At 36.6% G+C, this 20,436-nt stretch carries 16 protein-coding genes, 8 tRNA genes and 1 other RNA gene; 4 read left to right on the top strand and 21 right to left on the bottom strand.

From position 1 onward, the window contains the following. Nucleotides 1–88: 88 nt before the first annotated feature. From HNP36_RS19385 to tuf, 5 genes are all read right to left on the bottom strand, one after another. A complete protein-coding gene (locus HNP36_RS19385) occupies nucleotides 89–724 on the bottom strand; it encodes an acyltransferase family protein (RefSeq protein ID WP_184167696.1) in 636 nt (211 codons plus the stop codon). An 894-nt stretch (nucleotides 725–1,618) separates the two neighbouring features. Continuing rightward, a complete protein-coding gene (gene nusG, locus HNP36_RS19095; RefSeq protein ID WP_040997417.1) occupies nucleotides 1,619–2,161 on the bottom strand; it encodes a transcription termination/antitermination protein NusG in 543 nt (180 codons plus the stop codon). Nucleotides 2,162–2,177: 16 nt separating this feature from the next. Then, the gene (gene secE / locus HNP36_RS19090) at nucleotides 2,178–2,384 is read right to left on the bottom strand and encodes a preprotein translocase subunit SecE (RefSeq protein WP_034702507.1); all 207 of its coding nucleotides are present in this window, start codon (nucleotides 2,382–2,384) and stop codon (nucleotides 2,178–2,180) included. A 12-nt stretch (nucleotides 2,385–2,396) separates the two neighbouring features. Beyond that, a tRNA-Trp gene (locus tag HNP36_RS19085) sits at nucleotides 2,397–2,467 on the bottom strand. Nucleotides 2,468–2,521: 54 nt separating this feature from the next. Next, complete coding sequence (gene tuf / locus HNP36_RS19080) at nucleotides 2,522–3,727, bottom strand: elongation factor Tu (protein WP_184167699.1); 1,206 nt, start codon at nucleotides 3,725–3,727, stop codon at nucleotides 2,522–2,524. A 330-nt stretch (nucleotides 3,728–4,057) separates the two neighbouring features. Between tuf and HNP36_RS19075 the strand changes: the two genes are divergently transcribed. Continuing rightward, nucleotides 4,058–5,548, top strand: coding sequence for a DUF4394 domain-containing protein (locus HNP36_RS19075; RefSeq protein WP_184167702.1), 1,491 nt, complete (start codon nucleotides 4,058–4,060; stop codon nucleotides 5,546–5,548). Between the two features lie 90 nt (nucleotides 5,549–5,638). Here HNP36_RS19075 and HNP36_RS19070 read toward each other — a convergent pair whose 3' ends face one another. The 15 genes from HNP36_RS19070 to rpsU all read right to left on the bottom strand — a co-directional run bounded on the left by HNP36_RS19070 (nucleotide 5,639) and on the right by rpsU (nucleotide 16,355). Next, nucleotides 5,639–8,737, bottom strand: coding sequence for an efflux RND transporter permease subunit (locus HNP36_RS19070; protein WP_184167705.1), 3,099 nt, complete (start codon nucleotides 8,735–8,737; stop codon nucleotides 5,639–5,641). A gap of 225 nt (nucleotides 8,738–8,962) precedes the next feature. Then, nucleotides 8,963–10,048 carry an efflux RND transporter periplasmic adaptor subunit gene (locus tag HNP36_RS19065; protein WP_184167708.1) on the bottom strand — a complete coding sequence of 362 codons (1,086 nt, stop codon included), beginning with the start codon at nucleotides 10,046–10,048 and terminating at the stop codon, nucleotides 8,963–8,965. Nucleotides 10,049–10,051: 3 nt separating this feature from the next. After that, nucleotides 10,052–11,293 carry a TolC family protein gene (locus HNP36_RS19060; protein ID WP_184167712.1) on the bottom strand — a complete coding sequence of 414 codons (1,242 nt, stop codon included), beginning with the start codon at nucleotides 11,291–11,293 and terminating at the stop codon, nucleotides 10,052–10,054. Between the two features lie 192 nt (nucleotides 11,294–11,485). Further along, nucleotides 11,486–12,856 (bottom strand): ATP-binding protein, encoded by a 1,371-nt coding sequence (locus HNP36_RS19055; RefSeq protein WP_184167715.1) that lies wholly within the window; start codon nucleotides 12,854–12,856, stop codon nucleotides 11,486–11,488. After that, nucleotides 12,857–13,537, bottom strand: a complete 681-nt coding sequence (locus tag HNP36_RS19050) for a response regulator transcription factor (protein ID WP_184167717.1) — start codon at nucleotides 13,535–13,537, stop codon at nucleotides 12,857–12,859. Between the two features lie 382 nt (nucleotides 13,538–13,919). Further along, a tRNA-Thr gene (locus tag HNP36_RS19045) sits at nucleotides 13,920–13,991 on the bottom strand. A 42-nt stretch (nucleotides 13,992–14,033) separates the two neighbouring features. Next, nucleotides 14,034–14,106, bottom strand: a tRNA-Gly gene (locus tag HNP36_RS19040). An 86-nt stretch (nucleotides 14,107–14,192) separates the two neighbouring features. Continuing rightward, a tRNA-Tyr gene (locus tag HNP36_RS19035) sits at nucleotides 14,193–14,273 on the bottom strand. A 20-nt stretch (nucleotides 14,274–14,293) separates the two neighbouring features. After that, nucleotides 14,294–14,367: transfer RNA gene (locus HNP36_RS19030), tRNA-Thr, on the bottom strand. Between the two features lie 96 nt (nucleotides 14,368–14,463). Then, nucleotides 14,464–14,536 (bottom strand) — tRNA-Gly (locus HNP36_RS19025). 85 nt (nucleotides 14,537–14,621) lie between these two features. Next, nucleotides 14,622–14,702, bottom strand: a tRNA-Tyr gene (locus tag HNP36_RS19020). Nucleotides 14,703–14,720: 18 nt separating this feature from the next. After that, nucleotides 14,721–14,794: transfer RNA gene (locus tag HNP36_RS19015), tRNA-Thr, on the bottom strand. A 108-nt stretch (nucleotides 14,795–14,902) separates the two neighbouring features. Next, nucleotides 14,903–15,193, bottom strand: coding sequence for an HPF/RaiA family ribosome-associated protein (locus tag HNP36_RS19010; protein WP_040997429.1), 291 nt, complete (start codon nucleotides 15,191–15,193; stop codon nucleotides 14,903–14,905). Continuing rightward, nucleotides 15,190–16,077, bottom strand: coding sequence for a tyrosine-type recombinase/integrase (locus HNP36_RS19005; protein WP_184167720.1), 888 nt, complete (start codon nucleotides 16,075–16,077; stop codon nucleotides 15,190–15,192). Before HNP36_RS19005 ends, HNP36_RS19010 begins: the two co-directional genes overlap by 4 nt. 80 nt (nucleotides 16,078–16,157) lie before the next feature. After that, nucleotides 16,158–16,355 (bottom strand): 30S ribosomal protein S21, encoded by a 198-nt coding sequence (rpsU, locus tag HNP36_RS19000; protein WP_034679125.1) that lies wholly within the window; start codon nucleotides 16,353–16,355, stop codon nucleotides 16,158–16,160. Nucleotides 16,356–16,941: 586 nt separating this feature from the next. On the opposite strand from rpsU, the gene HNP36_RS18995 reads away from it, so the two are divergent. The 3 genes from HNP36_RS18995 (at nucleotide 16,942) to ssrA (ending at nucleotide 19,041) form a co-directional block, all read left to right on the top strand. Then, nucleotides 16,942–17,745, top strand: a complete 804-nt coding sequence (locus tag HNP36_RS18995) for a hypothetical protein (protein WP_184167723.1) — start codon at nucleotides 16,942–16,944, stop codon at nucleotides 17,743–17,745. A gap of 4 nt (nucleotides 17,746–17,749) precedes the next feature. Further along, nucleotides 17,750–18,541: a hypothetical protein gene (locus tag HNP36_RS18990; RefSeq protein ID WP_184167726.1), complete on the top strand. Its 792-nt coding sequence runs from the start codon at nucleotides 17,750–17,752 to the stop codon at nucleotides 18,539–18,541. Nucleotides 18,542–18,642: 101 nt separating this feature from the next. Beyond that, nucleotides 18,643–19,041: a transfer-messenger RNA gene (ssrA, locus tag HNP36_RS18985) on the top strand. Between the two features lie 179 nt (nucleotides 19,042–19,220). Here the strand turns inward: ssrA and HNP36_RS18980 are convergent. Further along, a complete protein-coding gene (locus HNP36_RS18980; protein ID WP_184167739.1) occupies nucleotides 19,221–19,745 on the bottom strand; it encodes an antirestriction protein ArdA in 525 nt (174 codons plus the stop codon). Nucleotides 19,746–20,436 lie beyond the last annotated feature (691 nt).

Genomic DNA, 20,436 nt, shown 5'->3' with positions numbered 1-20,436 from the left:
GGGCCAAAAAGTTATTAACAATTTTAGCCCAAAAATTGAAAAAAAATATCTTAAATTTTGTTAAATACTGTCCTAAGGATGGGGAGTATTATAAGTATCCCAATAGGCTTTTGAATTCAAAATGAATAAAATTGATATTGTTCCAAAAAAAGATTAATATAAAAAGACAACTTCTCCTGACTATTTTATTGGCCTTGAAAAGAAGTGCAAAAACAGGAGCGAGAATGTAAAATTGGATTTCTATTTCCAGTGTCCACAATACAGGATTTATGGCAGATCCTTCATTGTAAACAATATTGTGAACATAAAAAAGAGATGCCAGAAAGTGGGGAAACAATACCTCAAAACTTTTAGTATGCAGAATAAATACCTGCAGGATAAAAAGTGATATCAGCAATATGATATAAGGAGGTTCAAGCCTCGTTAGCCTTCTGATAAAATAATCTTTAATAGATACAGTACCCTGCTTATAAACATACTGCCGTATAAATGGCAGCCCTATAATAAACCCGCTGATGGAGAAAAACAGATAAATACCTGTTGAACCTATATACTTATAGTTAATAACGGTATAATTTTCTGCAAAAAAAAGATTCTTGTCACAGTAATAATCTATAAAATGTTCTATAAATACAGTAATTACACAAAAAAACCTTAGACCGTCAATATAGAGAATTTTTTTACCCCCTGCGGTAACTCTCTGCAATAAATTTAATGAATACATGCCTTGATAAATTAATTAGTGCTCATATCATTTGCCACCTGTATATTTTAGAAATTATAATGAGTACCATATGCTTTTGCATCTTCCTTTAATACATTGAGAGATTTAAAAGTATCTTGAAGAATACGGCAGCTCTGTATCTGAAATATAAAAGACAGAAGGGCATTCAACAGAAAAAGGTTGATGCCTGGTAATGATATGCAGCTTTTTAAATGAGTACTGTTAAATAATTACTGCTGGAGCATTAGATTTACAAGTAACCAATGTGGACCTGTGCACTATTATTCCCCATGAAGGAAGAACAGGCAGATAAGAAACTTTTTTCATGTTTTTATGTTTATATATTAAGATTATTAATTGAGCCAATCCTTTAATGGGACAAAATTAGTTTAATAGCAGATATTTCTGAAAATAAAAAGTATGACATAGATATTACATCTTTTTAACGCTTTGATTTTCAAAACCAATATCTTCTTTTATGAAAAATTTTGAAATAATATCAGAAAGCTGAAGGCAGTCCTATTCTCCCATTGATTTAGTTGTGGCAAATATATAAATCCCAAATATTTAATCAAATTAATTTAAAGAACTGTTAATAAAAAAATACATCTCTCCTATTATTCTATTTAAATGAATTATATAGATAATCCATAAACAGAAATACTAATATATGATAAAACAGGCATTCACAAAAGAAATAAACAAAATAGGACACATCCAAAGAGATAATTCAAAACAGCACGCATTTAAAAAATACGTAAAATATCCTATAAATCTAAAGTATATAAGAATTTTTTACTCAAACTCACAGATAAACTTCAATGAGATAATTGATTATAGACACAAAAAAAAAGACTGCTTAAAAAGCAGTCTTTATATAGTAAGTTATTTCTATTATACTTTTTCCACTTGCATGTAGCTAAGTTCCATTGGAGTTTTTCTACCGAAGATCAATACAGAAACTTCAATTTTCTTTTTGTCTTCAAGAATCTTCTCAACGGTTCCGTTGAATCCATTGAAAGGTCCGTCTATTACTTTAACGTTTTCACCTACAATGTATGGAATCTCAACATCTGTTGCAAATTCTGAAAGCTCATCCATTCTTCCTAACATTCTGTTTACTTCAGATTTTCTCATAGGAACAGGATCACCTCCTTTTGTTAAGCTTAAGAAAGATATTACTCCCGGGATATTTTTAATCACGTGAGGAATTTCTCCCATCAGATCAGCTTCGATCATTAAGTATCCAGGATAGTAAGGTTTTTCTTTAGGAACTTTTTTTCCATTTCTGATCTGAATAACCTTTTCCATAGGAATAACCACTTGAGTAACGTACTGTTCAAACCCTAAACGTTTGATTTCTGTCTCAATATAGTTTTTCACTTTATTTTCCTGTCCGCTGATTGCTTTCAGCACATACCATTTCAATTCGCTCATTATGGGAAAACATTTATTAGTTGAACACGTTAATTAGCATTCCTATTATGTTGCTGATTGCTTTTGAAAACAATTCATCAACTCCAAAGGTAAATAATGCCAAAATCACTGTAGCAATAGTTACTACAATAGTAGAAGACTGAAGATCAGCCCACTTTGGCCATTCAACTTTATGTCTGAATTCGTTATAAGAACCTTTTAAAAAATCGACAAATGAACTCATAATTAATATTTGCACGGGCACAAGGATTCGAACCCTGATCAACGGTTTTGGAGACCGGTATCCTACCATTGGACGATGCCCGTAGATAAAAAGCTTCCGAGAGTTTCCTTCCGGAAGCTTTATTTATTTTAAGATGATTAGTCTAGGATTTCAGTTACCTGACCAGAACCAACTGTTCTACCTCCTTCTCTGATCGCGAATCTAAGACCCTCGTTAAGAGCGATTGGCTGTAACAATTCTACAGTAATTTCTAAGTTATCACCAGGCATTACCATTTCTACACCTTCTGGTAAGAAGATCTCACCTGTAACGTCAGTAGTTCTTACGTAGAACTGAGGACGGTATTTGTTGTGGAATGGAGTGTGACGTCCACCTTCTTCTTTAGAAAGGATATAAACAGAAGCTTTGAATTTTTTGTGTGGCTTCACAGAGTCTTTCTTAGCGATAACCATACCTCTCTTGATGTCAGTTTTTTCAATACCTCTCAACAATAGACCTACGTTATCACCAGCTTCACCTCTGTCTAGGATTTTTCTGAACATCTCAACCCCTGTAATTGTAGAAGTTAATTTTTCATCACCCATACCAACGATATCAACTGGATCACCAGTGTTGATAATACCAGCTTCGATTCTACCAGTTGCAACAGTACCTCTACCTGTAATAGAGAATACGTCTTCGATTGGCATCAAGAATGGCTTTTCAGTATCTCTTACCGGCTCATCAATCCACTCATCAACAGCATCCATTAGCTCTTCTACAGTTTTGAACCACTTATCATCAGAGTTACCTTCAGTTGCAGCAGTAAGTGCACCAAGAGCAGAACCTTGAATTACTGGAGAGTTATCTCCGTCGAAATCATAAGTAGCCAATAGGTCTCTAAGTTCCATTTCAACAAGCTCTAACAATTCTGGATCATCCACCATGTCAACTTTGTTCATGAAAACAACAATTTTAGGTACGTTTACCTGACGGCAAAGTAGGATATGTTCTCTAGTCTGAGGCATTGGACCATCAGTTGCAGCACATACTACGATAGCTCCATCCATCTGAGCAGCACCAGTTACCATGTTCTTAACATAGTCGGCGTGACCTGGACAGTCAACGTGAGCATAGTGTCTTTTTACAGTTTCGTATTCAATGTGAGCGGTATTAATAGTGATACCTCTTTCTTTTTCTTCTGGAGCAGAGTCAATTGCAGAGAAGTCTTTTTTCTCAGCAAGACCTTTACTAGCTAATACAGCAGAAATAGCTGCAGTAAGTGTAGTTTTACCATGGTCAACGTGACCAATAGTACCAATGTTCAAGTGTGGTTTGTTACGATTAAACGTTTCCTTTGCCATGATTTAAAATTATTTATTTTATTATTATTCAAATTTTCGGTGTGCAAATATAATGATTTTTTAAATACCAAAACCTTTTTATTTAAAAAAGTTTCAATATTCAAATCAAAGAAGCACAAACCTTATATTTCAATCTGTGAGACTGCAAATTTACACAAATTTCCGGATTGAAAAAAATCATTATAAACGTTTTTATGGCAAAGGATAAATATCTGGTTAATTCTGAATAATATAGAATACAAAAATATTTCATTAACAAATAAAATCCATGATATAAAACCGTCCTAAATATTTTCTCGTAGATATAATTAAACCATTAAAAATAATATTATGAGAACTCTATTACCACTCTTTTTAGGACTATTGATCACGACAACTTTTTTTTCATGTGATAATTCTGATGAGAATATAATGTCAGAAAATATGATTACCGGTCCGGATCTTATGGCTTACGGCCTAACTGGGATGAATGAACTGGTCTCTTTCAATGCTAATAATCCTAAAGCATTTGTTTCCAAAGCAGCAGTAACAGGCATTCCTTCAGGTGAAAAATTATTAAGTATAGATTTCAGACCCGCCACCGGAGAATTATATGCATTGTCGAATGCAAGTAAATTATACATTATCAACACCGGCAATACATCCGCAAGAGTGGTGAACTCTGCAGCTTTCAGTCCTGCTATTTCCGGAACAATTGCTTCTATTGATTTTAACCCTACAGTTGACAGGATTCGCCTGGTAAGCAATTCCGGACAGAATCTGAGACTGCATCCTGAAACAGGGGCCGTTGCTGCTACAGATACCAATCTTTCCGGTACCGGAATCACAGGAGTGGCTTATACCAACAGCAAAGCAGGGGCTTCTTCTACTGTTTTATATGATATTGATGCTGCCAGCGGAAAATTATTCAAACAAGATCCGCCCAATAACGGAACTTTGGCAGAAGTAGGAAACCTTGGAACAACATTCTCCGGACAGGCTGCTTTTGATATTAAATATGATAATAGTACTGCCTTATTAGCTTTAAATGACAAACTGCATATTCTGGATCTGAATAACGGTAAAGCAACTCATATCGGGATGCTCCAGCAGCCTATTATTGATCTGGCAATTCCTACAGAAGCAGTAGCCTATGCTATTGATAATTCAAATAACCTTCAGATATTTAATCCGAACAGCCCGATGCCTGTTTCAAAAACAGTGGCAGGATTACAAACCGGTGAAAATATTTTAGGAATAGATTTCAGACCTGCAAATGGACAATTATATGCTTTGGGAAGTACAAGCAGAATTTATACTATTAATTTAGGAACAGGCGCTGCTACAGCAGTGGGAAGTTCACCTTTTGCCACTTTGCTTTCAGGAACTGATTTTGGATTTGATTTTAATCCGGTGGTTGACAAAATACGGGTAGTAAGTAACACAGGACAAAATCTCCGTTTAGATCCTGTTACCGGAGCTATTACAGCAGTGGATATGACGATTAACCCGGCTGGGTCAATGATCAGCGCCTCAGCATATACTAATAATTTTGCAGGGGCAACTGCCACTACTCTATTTGTGATCGATCATAATACGGATAAACTGTATCAGCAAAACCCACCCAACAACGGAACTTTGGTAGAAACCGGTTCTTTGGGAATCAATATAACGAATGCTAACGGTTTTGATATCGGAAGCATGAGCCAAAAAGCTTATTTAATGGCTACTGTGGGAACCTCAACAAAACTGTATACTATAAATACGACATCAGGAGCTACAACAACTGTTTCAGATTATCCGAATGCTGTAAAAGCTTTTACACTGGGATTAGGACTTTAAAAAGACTCATAATAATTATTTCGATACCAAGAAGCGCGGAAAACTCTGTTTTCCGCGCTTCAATTAATAAATATAGAATAGAAGAAAAAATTAAATCTGCTGGGATTTTTTCGTCCTGTTGAAAATCCAGAATATAATCGGGAAAATCAACAGTGTTAACACCGTCGCTGTGATCAATCCGCCAATAATCACAATGGCCAAAGGTTTCTGGGATTCTGATCCAATTCCGGTGGACAGTGCGGCAGGCATCAGCCCTATTGAAGCCATCAGTGCAGTCATAATAACCGGACGTGTCCTTGATTTTACCCCATTGAATATGGCATTATCCAGGCTCAACCCGTTCTTAACATTCTGATGGAATTCCGTAATGAGAATCACCCCGTTCTGGATACAGATCCCGAGCAAAGCAATCATTCCCACTCCTGCCGAGATCCCAAAGTTCATTCTGGTAATGTGAAGGGCAATTATTCCCCCGATCAATGCAAATGGTACGTTGGCCAGTACCAGTAATGAGTCTTTCATATTTCCAAAAAGGATGAACAGCAGGAAGAAAATCCCCAGGATACTGATCGGAACGACCTGTGCCAGTCTGTGTGAGGCTCTCTGCTGGTTTTCAAACTGACCTGTCCAGCCAATGGAATAGCCATCAGGAAGATCAATATGGGCCACTTTTTTCTGGGCATCGGCAATGGTGCTTCCCAGGTCGCGGTCGCGGATTGAAAATTTAACCCCGATGTATCTTTTAATATCATCCCTGTAAATAAATGCGGCTCCATTGTCTTTTACAATATTGCTGATCTCTTTCAGCGGAATTTTTGTACCGTCCTGTGTAGGAACCATCAGTGAAGCGATATCATTTTCGTCTTTTCTGTACTCCTGGGAATAGCGGAGACGGATCGGAAATTTCCTTTCACCATCGAACATTTCCGAAGCAGTTTTTCCTCCGAAAGCCATTTCCAGCACAGATTGCGCATCATCAGGCATCACTCCGTAAGCCGCCATTTTATCCCTGTCCAAGACTACGCTTACTTCCGGCTGCCCTATATTTTTAATAATTCCCGGATCTTTTACGCCGTCTACATCTTTGATCTGTTTTAAAACCTCATCGGCCAGTTTATCCAGGGTTTCGAGATTATCTCCATATATTTTGATCCCGTTCTCCGCTTTGAAACCTGCTACGGCTTCCGCCACATTATCTGAGATCGGCTGGGAATAATTGAATGTGATTCCCTGATAGCTTCTGAGTTTTTTATCTATTTCCTCGATGAGTTCTTCATAGCTGATATTTCGTTTCCAGTCTTCTTTCGGCTTAAGGTTGACGGCAAACTGTACAAATCCGAATCCGTTGGGGTCCGTTCCGTCATTACTTCGTCCCGTTTGTGCCAGAACGTCGGTAACTTCCGGAAAGCTCATAATATCTTTCTTTAAAAGATCTGCCGTTTTCAGGGATTCTTTTAATGAAGAGCTCATCGGCATTTCCGCGGTAATCCAAAGTGAACCTTCATTCAGCTGCGGCAGGAATTCCGTTCCCAGGAATTTTCCGGAGAATAATGTGACTACCATAAAGGAAACGGCAACAATTAAACTCATTCTTTTATGTTTAAAAGTATAGTTGAAGCCTTTCAGAACAATTCTGTCCCAGAAATTCACAAAGGGATTGTTTTTTTCTTTTACATTTTTATTCAAAAGAATATGTGAAAGAACGGGAACCAGCGTCAATGTGAATATCAATGCCCCCACAAGAGCGAAGCCTAAAGTAAACGCCAAGGGTGAGAACATCTTTCCTTCCACTTTCTGAAATGAGAAAATAGGAATCAGTGAGGTGATGATAATTAATTTTGAAAAGAAAATAGCTTTCCCCAAACCTGTTCCCGTCTGCTTGATCCATCCTCCTTTTGACAGCTTATTGAATTTTTCTGTTCCATATTTCAGTGCTTTATGATCGAGCATAACAAAGAGGCCTTCTACCATGACGACGGCTCCGTCTATAATAATTCCGAAATCTACCGCTCCCAAAGAAAGCAGGTTGGCACTCATTCCGGCCAGCTTTAAACATAAGAATGCAAACAACAGTGAGAGCGGAATAATAATGGAAACGATAAGGGTAGTTCTCCAATCTGCCATAAAGATCAGAACGATCACCGTAACCAGAACAATTCCCTCAATAAGGTTATGCATGACAGTATGTGTCGTAAAATCCATCAGGTTATCACGGTCATAAAATGTTACCATTTTAACGTCTTTTGGAAGAACTTTTTCGTTAAGTTCCTTGATTTTGGCTTTTACCCCAACCAGAACTTCTCTCGGATTCTCGCCTTTTCTCATCACAACGATTCCTTCTACTGTATCTTCATGATGATTAAGACCGGCCTGTCCTACTCTGGGCATGGAACTTTCGTGGACATCTGCCACATTTTTCACCAGCACCGGGTTTCCGTTATCATTCTGAATGGTAATATTGCCGATATCTGCTACGGATTTCACCAACCCGATTCCTCTAACTACATAGGCCTGTCCGTTTTTCTCGATCACATCACCGCCGACATTTAAATTACTTTTGGTAACGGCATCATATACCTGAAGCGGCGTAAGATTATATTTATCCAGGGCTCTCGGATCAATGCTTAATTCGAAAACTTTATCCTGGCCTCCGAAAACATTGATATCCGCTACTCCCGGAACTCCTCTCAATGCACGGTCTATTACCCAGTTCTGAAGAGTCAGCAACTCTCTTGAATTTTTTGTTTTACTTTCCAGGGTATACCTGAAAATTTCGCCTGTAGGCCCGTAGGGTGGCTGAACTTCCGGATCCACCTCATCAGGAAGGCTTACGGTTCTTAATTGGTTATTGACCTGATTTCTGGCAAAAGTATCATCCACCCCATCGTCGAAAAGAATCTTAACAATGGAGAGACCAAACATGGTGGTACTTCTCACGCTGGTTTTCTTCTGAACCGGGCTCATGGCCAATTCGATGGGGGTAGTCACAAAACGTTCCACTTCTTCTGCGCTACGCCCATTCCATTGGGTTATAATAACTATCTGGGTATTGGTAACATCCGGAAAGGCTTCAATGGGCATATTTTTGAAGCTTATAAATCCTGCAATGGCTAAAATAGCTACCCAGATAAAGGTAAATGCTTTATTTTTTAACGAGAAAGCAATTATATTTTTAATGAATTTATTCATGATGATTAAATTGATGACCTAAAAAAGCCGTTGAAAGAATTTTTGATTCTTCTGTTTTGAATATTGAACCTGGAAAAAATTTTGACCCATTAAGCAGACTTAAGGGATTTAGAGTATTAAGTAATTCACAGGCGAATTTTAATGAAGCTGAGTGATTACACTAACTTTGGATTTCCTTAATTCAACTTAATTCTTAATTGAACTCTTAATGGTTTAATATAAAATTTAACTGTTCAATGAGCGGTAAATCAGCAGCTGGTTGTTTGTGATCACCTGTTCCCCTTCGGACAAACCTTCGGAAACGTAAGTAACATCACCTACCTGTTTCAGTATTTTTATTTCTTTAATTTTTATATCTGTTCTTGATTTAAAGACTACTACAAAACTTCTGTTATCATCAAAAATTACGGCTTTTGAAGGAACCGTCAGTGCTGTACTGTTCTCAGAGCTGGATACTTTGATGGTTGCTTTGCTTTCCGGGATCAGCAGGCCGTTTGCATTGTCCAGTACTACTCTTGCCTGCATGGCGTTGGTTTCCGGATCAATGATCTTGAATATTTTGTCTATTCTTCCGTCAAAAACTTTATCCGGATAGGATAATGTGGAAACCTGGGCTCTCATTCCGAGATTTATCTTATCTATATCTGATTCATTCACGTTCATGATTGCCCAGACGTTGGTTGTATTGGCTACGTCAAAGATATTTTCGCTTCTGTCACTTCTCAGCTGCATATCTTTATTAATATTTTTCTGAACAATATATCCGCTGATGGGCGCTACAACACTGTAAATATTTCCTTTCTTCACATTATACACCGTACTTACGGCAGCAGCTCTCTGCATCTGGTCCTGTGCTTTCTGAAGAACGCTTTTAGCTTCAAGTACTTCTCTTTCGGTATTCAGCTTTCCTTCGTACATTTCTTTGGCTACGCGAAGATTATTCTGAGCAACAACAAGATCGGTCTTTGCATCACTTACATCTTTCTGAACTTCGGCCAGCTCGGTACTTCTGATGGTTGCCAGCACCTGCCCTTTTTTCACATAATCTCCCAGCTCGGCATTTACACTTAATACATTTCCGCCTACCAAAGGATAAACATCAATGTAGCTGTTTTTATCGGCAGATATTTTTCCGTAAAAGCTGTATTGGTCTTCTACATTTTTTCTTTCAGCTTTAGCCAGTGAGATGGAATTCAGCATTGTATTACTCAGCTCAAATCCTTTTTTTGCCTGCGGTGCTTTTTCTTCCTCTTTTTTTGCACATGATAATAAAGACAGGACTATCAGTACAGGTATTATATATTTTTTCATTGCTTAATAGAAGATTTTCGTTTGTATGAGTTGGTTAAGTTGTTCTGCAGACTGCATGATGTCGTTTTTCATATCATAGATCTGAAGTGCTGTTTCCCGGTAGCTGTCCATGAAATCCGTAAATTCTATAAGGTTGATGTTTCCTTTTCTGAAATTTTTCAGCATCCCGTCATAAACCAGCTCCATATTATTGAGGTCTGTCGTTTTAATATCTGCAAGCTGGTCGTACTGACTTTTCCAGGTTTTGTAGGCAGCCTGAACTTTGGTTTCAAGATTCAGCTTCTGGTAATCTGCATTTTTCTGGTTCTGCTGGATGGCATAATTTGCTTTTTCAACATTTCCCTGGTTGGATTTCCATAAAGGCAGCGGGATACCTACCATAAGATTGACTTCATTTTTAAATGTTCCCCCGTTCTGATCCCATCCGGCACCTACGTTAAGATCCGGAATATTCAGGGATTTCTGCCACTGTGCATATAATTTGCTGTTATCAATCAGTTTTAGGAAATACTGATAGTCGGAGTTATTTTCCAGCGCTTTTCTTTTCAGCTCATTTTCATCTCCGAATGGTTGGGCGGCAAGAATCTCTTTTGCGTCTGCATCAGAAAGCTGCGGATCTATATCATCTGAGATTCCGGTAAGTACTTTCAGATTCTGTTCAAATTCAAGGATGTTTTTATTGATCCCCAGTTTATCATTGTTGAGCTGAATAACAAGGCTCTGTAATCTCACTTCATCTTTCAAAGAAACATTTCCCTTTGCTGACTGTACACGGTAAGCATTTAAAAGGTCATTCATGTAACCCAACTGTTTATTGGTGTTATCCAGTTTTTGTTTTTCGTAATACAAATTGAAATAGGTAGACCGAAGCCGGGCTCTGAGATCCACCAGAAGCTGTGAAAACTGAAGCTGGGCCAGTTCTTTATTTGATTTTGCAAAGGCAATCTCATTTTTCTTTTTCCCGCCCATATAGATCAGCTGGGTGATCTCTGCTCCTTTGGCATGGCCTATATCAAAGGCTTTTTTACCTTCAGGATTATATGCATTGATCTGCCCGCTCAGCTGTGGAAGTTCCCAAATCCTGGCCTGCAGGATATCTGCATCGGCCATATTGATGTTGTACTGTTCTGCAAGAAGCTGGAGATTGTTTTTCTGAAAAGCCTCTTCACAGTCCAGAAGCGACATTTGCTGTTGCGCTGCCATGAATGAGGAAATGGCAATAAACAGCCCTGCAATTTTGTTCATTCTATCTTTTTTATGATACAAAATTGCCCTTATACGATTAAAATGGCCTTAAAGAAGCCTTAAAAAAAAATTAAATTCAGATCAATAACATTGATAAATACTATGTTTATTATAAATTCAATTAAAAATTTACCATTATTAAATCATTAGACTGAAAATAAACAATTAAGAATATTAAAGTCTCAGATATGATTAAAACTGTTTATTAAATATGATGCTGAAATTATTGGTATGGTCTGCAGGAGAAGAATATCTGATTTCTGCATTGTGATATTCCAGAATTCTCTTGGCAATTCTAAGCCCGAGGCCCGAGCCTGAAATATTCTGAGAATTATTGCCTCTCATAAATGCTTCAAATAATTTGGTTTGTTCTTCTTCAGGAATAGTATTTCCGCGGGAAGTAACGTCAACCGTAAGTTTATCGTTTGTTTCCGTTATTAAAACATCTACTTCTGCATCGTCAGAATACACAGCTGCATTTTTAAAAAGATTAATAAAGACAATAACCAGCAAAGACTGAACACCACTTATCGTCAAAAGGCCATTTTCCGATGTATCTTCAGAGATCAGGAAATCAAGCTTCAAAGCCGGGTAGCTTTTTTCTACAGCTTCAAAGGCCTCAAATATAACTTCATCAATTCTCACTTCTTCATAAATACTCTGTATATTTTCTTTATCGAATTTTGTAAGCAGCAAAAGAGAATTGGTGAGATCGGAAAGCTGGTAAACATCTCTCTGGATCTGTTTTAAAGAAGCCAGTGTTTCCGGGGAATGTTCTCCGAACTTGATCAGGTTTTCCAGCTGAAACGCCATTCTCGTAATAGGAGTCCGGATCTCATGCGATGCACTGGCCGTAAAGTCTTTCTGCGACTGAAAAACATCATCGAGTCTTGCAATCATTGTATTAAAGGATTTGGCAAGAACGTTGATTTCATCATTAGACTCCTGAACCGGAATCTGCGTGGTAAGTTTATGGGCGGTAACTTCTGAAATTTCCTTATTCAGGTCTTCCAGCGGACGCAGAAACTGCCCCATGAAGTAGTAACTGAAAAATCCGATCAGAAGAGTACTCATTACATAGGCTGTGATCAAAAGGTATTTAAGATATTCCAGCTTGGATTTCCCGTTGGTGTCGAAAGCGCTGGTAAGAATGTAATAATTTTCCCCATTGATGTTACGAAGCGCTGCATAGATTTCAGGAACCGTTTTTTCCGTGTAAATAATTTTCTTTTCGTCAAGTTCTTTAAGAAGAGAATTGTCCCAGGTTACATTCCTGTCTTTGATTGTACTGTAGACAAGTTCTTTATCACTGTTAAAAATTAAAATCGTTTCGTTAAGCAGGATATTGTCTGAATTTTCATTAAAAAAGATGGGTGCTTCTTCTTCAAAATTTCTGGACTTTGAAATAAAATGTGATGTAAATTCAAGCCGCTGCCTGAATCTTTCTTTGAATTCATCTCTTCTGAAATCATTAAAAGACAGATAGATCACCGCCATCACCATTGCAAAAAGCAGGGAAAAAGCGATACTGATGGTTAATGCTATCTTTCTTTTTAAAGACATCTACAATGGGCTTAGGTAATATCCGAAACCGGAACGGGTATGGATCAGTTTAAGTTTAAAGTCTTTATCTATCTTTTTTCTCAAAAAATTGATGTAAACTTCTACTGTATTGGTATTCGTGTTAAAATTATGCTCCCACACATGCTCTGTAATCTGTTGTTTGGAAACAGTTCTGCCCTGTGCTTCGGCAAGGTAAACCAACAGTTGAAATTCTTTAAGGGTAAGCGCTATCTCATTGCCTGCCCGGTACACCTTCTGTTCAGTTTTGTTAATAATAAGATCGTCTACCCTTATGATATCCTGATCTGTAGTATCAGAAGGAGCTTTTCGTCTCAATAATGAATTCATCCTTAGCAATAGCTCTTCAAACTGAAAAGGTTTTACCAGGTAATCATCAGCAAGTCGTGTGAATGCATCTTTCTTATCAGAAATATCCCCGTAAGCCGAGATGATGATGATGGGTGTATTTTTATCGAAAGAGCGTATGGTCTGGCAGACATCGAGTCCGTTTATTTTGGGAACATTGATATCAAGCAGATACAGATCATAGGTATTGTTCTTAATCTGGCGGAGAAAGGTTTCACCGTCATAGATTTTATCACAGGTAAAACTGTTTGATTCCAGGAATCTGCAGAGTTCCGCGGAAAGAATAAGGTCGTCTTCCAATAAAAGAATATTCATTAAAATCTTATTTTATACGAATTTAACAAAATTTTCATGTTCCTACGCCATCTATTGGATGTAGATAACCAGATTTAATCAAATTTTAAGCTAAATTTTTACATTAAAAAAGGGATATATATTTTTTATCAACCTACTTATTATGATCTTTCTTGTGAGTTTTTTGACGCAAAATTTAATTGTAATAATTTACATTGAGGATGCAAAGAAATAATCAATCAAAGATTGATTTGACTAAGTAAGCGTATTAATCTACTATTTGGTTCTATATGCAGCAACAATGATTAATGTAAGTCTAATGCATTAGTATTATAATATCAAAAAATTTAATTTTGATTTCAGGGCAAAAAAAAATCCCGAAAAGAATCCGGGAAATCTGGAGAGCCAACTACGGGACTTGAACCCGTGACCTCTTCCTTACCAAGGAAGCACTCTACCGCTGAGCTAAGTCGGCATTGAACCAAAAAAATCACACTAATTAGCGTGATTTTCTTTGAGCGGAAGACGGGGGTCGAACCCGCGACATTCAGCTTGGAAGGCTGACGCTCTACCAACTGAGCTACTTCCGCAATTTTGTTTCCAAAATTATTGGTAAACGCTGTGCAAACTTAGGAAAATCCTTTTAAATCTGCAAGATTTTTTATAATATAAAATGTGGGGAGAGCAGGATTCGAACCTACGAAGCCGAAGCAACTGAGTTACAGTCAGTCCCATTTAGCCACTCTGGAATCTCCCCTCATGTTTATATTAAAATTGAGCCTCCAGAGGGATTCGAACCCACGACCCCGAGATTACAAATCACGTGCTCTGGCCAACTGAGCTATGGAGGCAATTTTAAAATGTAGACTGAAGGCTTTAGAGAGAATCTACTCTATGCTCTTCAGCAGTGAAAAAAAAATCACCCTCTAACAGAGTGATACTTTTTGAGCGGAAGACGGGGGTCGAACCCGCGACATTCAGCTTGGAAGGCTGACGCTCTACCAACTGAGCTACTTCCGCAATTTTGTTTCCAAAATTATTGGTAACGCTGTGCAAACTTAGGAAAAATCCTTTAGATACACAAATTTTTATCTAATATAAAATGTGGGGAGAGCAGGATTCGAACCTACGAAGCCGAAGCAACTGAGTTACAGTCAGTCCCATTTAGCCACTCTGGAATCTCCCCTCATGTTTATATTAAAAGAGCCTCCAGAGGGATTCGAACCCACGACCCCGAGATTACAAATCACGTGCTCTGGCCAACTGAGCTATGGAGGCAAATAAAAAAAGAATTCAAAAGATCGCTGTTCCCTTTTTGCGAGTGCAAATATAGAACGGATTTTTTGAATTCTCAAACTTTTCTATAATTTTTTTTAACTTTTTTTACTATGCCATTTCTTTTTTCTTGATTAATAGCTTTTTAGCAGTATCAACACACAGATCTAAACTTTCTTCAAAACTTTCAGATGTCTTTTTCACTACGATATCATCGCCTGGAACAGCTAAAATAAGTTCAGCAGTCTTGTTACTTTTATCCGAGTTATTTTCAACTTTTAAGAACACCTTACACTCATGAATTTTATCATAAAAGGTTTCCAGTTTACTTACTTTTTTGTCAATGTGTGATTCTAATGGTTCGTGTGGAGTTAAACCAATTGATTGAACTGTGATCTTCATAATTCTTCTTTTTTAGATGCTCGAGGGTGAGCCTGATTAAACACTTTTTTCAATTGTTCAATATTGGCATTCGTATAGACTTGAGTACTGGCAAGACTGGAATGCCCTAATATTTTTTTTACTTTGGAGATCTCCGCCCCATTATCCAAAACGTGTGTAGCAAAGCTATGACGAAGGATGTGAGGACTTCTTTTTTCTTTCGTTGTTACAAGACTAAGGTACTTATTAACTACCACATAAACAAATTTTTCATTGAGTTTTTTACCCTTTTTATTGACGAAAAAATATGATATATGTTCATGGTGGGGTTTCCTTATCTCCAAATAACTTCTTAACAAGTCCGAGAGGTCCGCAGAAACAGGAATGAAACGTTCTTTATTTCCTTTTCCTATTACTTTGAGTTCGTTTCCGTCTATATTAACATCGTCAAACATCAGGCCACAAAGCTCAGCTTTACGCATCCCCGTCTGATATAATACTTCAACGATACATCTTTCAAGAATATCATGAGTGTTTTCCAGGACACGATCATTAAGCATCTGCATTTCTTCCTGCGAGACAGGTATCTGTTTTTCAGCGTAAAACTTAAGGGAAGATACACTTTCTGCAGGGGAAACTTTGATCTCTCCTATTTTTAAAAGAAATAAATAAAAACTACGGAGTGACGATAATTTCCTGTTGATGCTTCTTTTTGAAATATGGTTTTCACTCAATTCAACAATAAAGTTCCTGATTACTTTTTTATCAGCTTTGGAAATATCTTCGGAAGCTTCTGTTTTAAGGCAGAAACGGGAAAAGTCTTCAAGATCTTTTCTGTAACTTGTAATCGTGTGAGGTGAATACCTCTTTTCGAACTGTAAATATTCTAAATACTTATCTAACATCACTAAGGTATAAAAACAAAAATTCACCTCTCAAATATACGTATTTAAGAAGTGAATTTAGTATGTGGTTAAGAAAAATCTTAAGCCTGCTCTTCCTTGCTAAGTCCTCTTTGTTTGTAAGCGGCCTTTAGTCTAGCTTGTCTTAAAGTTACAGAAGGCTTAATAAACTGCTGTCTAGCTCTTAATTGACGAACTGTACCCGTTTTATCAAATTTTCTTTTATATTTTTTTAAAGCTCTGTCGATGGATTCACCATCTTTTACTGGAATTATTAACATATTTTACATCTCATTTTGGATTGCAAAGTTAATAATTTTTCATTGATTGGCAAATTATAATCATTAAAAAATAATTTTGAGGTTATTATGTCCTACCATGCAATTACAAAAATAACAATCATAAGTACCATCCAATAATAAAAATCAATATTATTCAAGAAAATCAATACAAAATAATTAAAAACCCCATTACTTTTTTTTAAATAATTCTTTTAAATAATTTAGAGCCAATAAATTCCGGATAGGTTATCATTAAACTTAGAATGAGAAGTTATTTTTTTGATAATTACGGTTTCATATGAATGTAAAAAGCGTTCCAAAATACCATAACAGATTATTAAGAAGGAGTACACTTTAGTTGATGATTATGCAATATTTGCAGTTCAATTTTACGCCCTTACACATTGAGGGGACCCTTTTCATCTAAGTTCATAAGGCTTTTTTGAATTTTATTTATCCAACCTATTAAAAATCAAAAAATTACATAAACACTAACTAAATTTAAAAACTCATTTAAAGTTGACATTAAAGTTGATTTAAGGCCTGGATATCAATCTTAATTTTGATGGATCAACAATTTACCAGAATGAAAAAGATTCTTTTTATAGCTTTTCCTTCACTCTTATTTTCTCAGAATGTAGGAATCAACAACAATTCTCCAAGCGCTACTCTGGATATTATTTCATCAAATACTAATTCCGCCACCAAAGCGCTCAGGATTTCCAATTCCACGCCCACGGAGATCTTAACTGTTCAGAATGACGGCAATGTAGGCGTCAACAGTCCAACTTCCACCGCCAATACAGCACAGCTGAATGTGAATTCGGGAGCAGTTAGCAAATCTGTTTTAAAACTCAATAATCTAAGCAACACAAAGGATAAAAGCATATTGTCCGGCGTAAATTACAATCAATTCAGCAATTTGGTTGTTGACAATAACGGCAATGTTTTTAAGCAGTTCGACATAAAAACAACCAACACATCTGCCTCCACATTTGACGGAAGCTATACCGCCACAACAGCAAGCACTAGTTTAACCAATCTATCAGGTGGAAATATTATCCATTTTCAAATACTAACCCCTGATTTCAATCTGGGAACCGGTGATGTTTTATATGCTGACATTACATGGACCCGTAATGCAGGATTTGTTGTATCAAATTATGGGTATGACAGCTCCTCAGCTACAATAAACCCAATGACAGTCAATGGAGCGGGAACCAATACCCTGACATTTGATTTTGCCAATGGTGCGGATCTGGTATTTTCAGTAAGTTTAACGGGAAGTGTTGGCGCAGGGGTTAATATGGGATCTCTTAATTACAGTATCGGAGGAACCGGCGCCACTTCTGCACCATTTAATGTTTATTACAGCTTTAAATCCAGATAACAGCATGAAAACTATTTTTTTGGGAATGCTGATGTTCCCCGGCGGCTTTATTTTTGCGCAGACAGGAAATTTCGGCATCAATACGGACCAGCCTGTTGCCAAATTTGACATTGTATCGAAAGATAATTCCGGCTCCACTAAGGCTTTAAAGATTTCGAATTCAAATTTAAATGAAAAAATAACAGTTTTGAGTAACGGCAATATAGGCATCAATTCAGCCTCACCCGGTTCACAATTGAATATTGATCCGGGTTCAACCACAAAGTCTGCTTTAAAAATAAATACAATAAGCACCACAAACGGACGACAAAACGCAGATATTAACTATAATATTTTCTCACCTTTGGCTGCTGATGACAGCGGGAATGTATTTACTCAAACCGATATCAGATCCAATGACAATGCTATAACTTTTGACGGCTCTTATACTACCAGCGGTGCAACCAATAAAATTCTCTGTACTGTAAATTCAGGCAGCATTCTAGGATTTACTGTATACACCCCTTTTTTCCAGGGTCAAAACGGAGTTGGAGTAAGTAAATATGCGACCGTAACGTGGTCCAGAGGAAGCGGGTTTATTATAGGCGCCAAAGGACACGATTTTGGCAATAACAACGTAAACAATCTTACCCTTACAGGATCCGGCACTAATAAACTGACTTTTGATGTACAAAACGGAGACGATCTTATATTCGAAATAACAGGAGGAAATCTTGTATACAGGCAGGTTGACTCAAATACAGGAACAGGAAGAAGTGAACCATTCAATATTCTGAAAAGTTTCAGGTCAAAATAATACCGGATACATACAGGCTATGACTTTGATTCAAAAAAAGCAATAAGCATATTAAGTTTTTTTAAACAAAAAGCTCTATCTTTGCATTCACTTTTATTTACGGGGTTGACTGGTTTCGACAGCAAGATCAATGGGTAAGTAAGCATGCAGAGAACCGTAGCGCGATCTCTTTAATCCCTTGCTACAAAATTTTAACTGGCAACGAAGAGTTCGCTCTTGCAGCTTAATATCGAAGTATAGTAGATCAAGCGTTTTCCTGAAGATAGTAAGGAAGCAAGATACTCCACAAATGCTCTGTTCTGCGGCGTTTGATCCTGGGGTATAGGAATGCGGAAATAAGGTTTTAGATGCTTTGGCTAAAACACGAAAATTTCAGAAGATAAGCTGGAAGTTGGGTGTCTGCTCTCTGCTTTCAGTCGAAAACCAATAGTAGAATAAGCATGTAGAAGGCTTATGTATTGCTTGTTTGGACGAGGGTTCGAATCCCTCCAACTCCACTTTTTAAGCTGAAGAGAATTTGTAAATTATTGAATTTTAAATAATTACATTTTCTCTTTTTTGTTTTTGTACCCAAAATTGTACCCGAATTTTTGAAATGTACTTTTTTAAATCTGTTTGAACTTAATTAAACCTATTTGAATTTTAAAACATACAAAGGGTTTATAATATTACAAATATACTATGATTTAAAATAATGTCCGTTACTTTCAAAATAATCAAACATAATGCTCCGTGCTGTTGCTTCCCAATCAATGGCAACCCAATTTGGAATGTTAAACGTGTCATCTTCATATAGCCATTGTACGAAATCTTCATCACTCGAAAATTCGCCGTAATAAAAATTGTTTACATATTCATATAGACTTTGGAAGTCCATTCTTCCTAAACAATCCAAACACGCTTCGTAAACCTCTACATCATGCCCTGAATCATTAATTTGTTCAAGTACATTGTATATATCTTTTGATATATGGCACTCGCTCAATAATCCTAGTTTTTCCAGAATCGGACATTCATAGTCCTGAAACATAAATTCGGGGTCGGCTTCATCAGAATGAAGTTCATACATTACTTCCTGTAATTCATTAAAATCAGAATAGTCAGAAAGGTTTAACCATTTACCGTAAAGGCTTCCATTGTTATACTTGGCATACGTGCCACAATAGATACTGGCAGTATCAAGACAATTTCTTAAATTTGTCATGTTGATAAGTTTTAAGTACGATTTAAAATTTATTGATTCGCCTAGTAGTACGCCAATACTTCTAGGCATTTTTATTTATTGTATTAAACCTTGTACACATAGAAACAAGGTTTTCTTTCAGAAACTAGTGTGTAAAAAAGTAGTATAAATATACGTCAAAAAACTGATAAACACAAGTATTACAAGCATTTCGAACCAAAAACATTAACATAGATCAAACCTTTTACGAGAAAAACAATCGTCAAAAAACAAAGATATCGTGCAGGGGGTATAATAAAAAAAACACTTGATGGGGGTATTGAATCAATATAGTAGATACACCTTCGATACATATTTAAAAGTTTTTTATTATGGCTTATTTTACAAACTTTACAGGTATTGGGGTAAATGGGGGTATATATATTTATCTAAACTCATATGTAGTTTATTTTTAATTTCAAAAACACAATATTATCGACATCAAATATTCAACACTCAACACAGATTGTTAATAATTATAAAGTTTTGTATATTGCTTTAAACTAAAACTTTGAATTAATGTCAAATTATGATTTAAATATCTTTTCCCCTAGTGAATTTGAAGAATTTTGCAGAGATTATAATACTCCCCATCCTTAGGACAGTATTTAACAAAATTTAAGATATTTTTTTTCAATTTTTGGGCTAAAATTGTTAATAACTTTTTGGCCCT

This window comes from Chryseobacterium shigense, assembly GCF_014207845.1.
GTDB lineage: Bacteria > Bacteroidota > Bacteroidia > Flavobacteriales > Weeksellaceae > Chryseobacterium > Chryseobacterium shigense_A.
The sequence above is the reverse complement of the archived record's forward strand: the minus strand, read 5'-3'. Positions and strand labels throughout refer to the sequence as shown.

Excerpts from the sequence above, each read along its gene's own strand:
- HNP36_RS19385 (WP_184167696.1), bottom strand. The coding sequence starts at position 724 with ATGTATTCATTAAATTTATTGCAGAGAGTTACCGCAGGGGGTAAAAAA.
- secE (WP_034702507.1), bottom strand. The coding sequence starts at position 2,384 with ATGAGTTCATTTGTCGATTTTTTAAAAGGTTCTTATAACGAATTCAGA.
- HNP36_RS19010 (WP_040997429.1), bottom strand. The coding sequence starts at position 15,193 with ATGAAGATCACAGTTCAATCAATTGGTTTAACTCCACACGAACCATTA.
- HNP36_RS19060 (WP_184167712.1), bottom strand. The coding sequence starts at position 11,293 with ATGAACAAAATTGCAGGGCTGTTTATTGCCATTTCCTCATTCATGGCA.
- HNP36_RS19005 (WP_184167720.1), bottom strand. The coding sequence starts at position 16,077 with ATGTTAGATAAGTATTTAGAATATTTACAGTTCGAAAAGAGGTATTCA.
- HNP36_RS18990 (WP_184167726.1), top strand. The coding sequence starts at position 17,750 with ATGAAAACTATTTTTTTGGGAATGCTGATGTTCCCCGGCGGCTTTATT.
- nusG (WP_040997417.1), bottom strand. The coding sequence starts at position 2,161 with ATGAGCGAATTGAAATGGTATGTGCTGAAAGCAATCAGCGGACAGGAA.
- HNP36_RS19055 (WP_184167715.1), bottom strand. The coding sequence starts at position 12,856 with ATGTCTTTAAAAAGAAAGATAGCATTAACCATCAGTATCGCTTTTTCC.
- rpsU (WP_034679125.1), bottom strand. The coding sequence starts at position 16,355 with ATGTTAATAATTCCAGTAAAAGATGGTGAATCCATCGACAGAGCTTTA.
- HNP36_RS19065 (WP_184167708.1), bottom strand. The coding sequence starts at position 10,048 with ATGAAAAAATATATAATACCTGTACTGATAGTCCTGTCTTTATTATCA.
- tuf (WP_184167699.1), bottom strand. The coding sequence starts at position 3,727 with ATGGCAAAGGAAACGTTTAATCGTAACAAACCACACTTGAACATTGGT.
- HNP36_RS19070 (WP_184167705.1), bottom strand. The coding sequence starts at position 8,737 with ATGAATAAATTCATTAAAAATATAATTGCTTTCTCGTTAAAAAATAAA.
- HNP36_RS18980 (WP_184167739.1), bottom strand. The coding sequence starts at position 19,745 with ATGACAAATTTAAGAAATTGTCTTGATACTGCCAGTATCTATTGTGGC.
- HNP36_RS19075 (WP_184167702.1), top strand. The coding sequence starts at position 4,058 with ATGAGAACTCTATTACCACTCTTTTTAGGACTATTGATCACGACAACT.
- HNP36_RS19050 (WP_184167717.1), bottom strand. The coding sequence starts at position 13,537 with ATGAATATTCTTTTATTGGAAGACGACCTTATTCTTTCCGCGGAACTC.
- HNP36_RS18995 (WP_184167723.1), top strand. The coding sequence starts at position 16,942 with ATGAAAAAGATTCTTTTTATAGCTTTTCCTTCACTCTTATTTTCTCAG.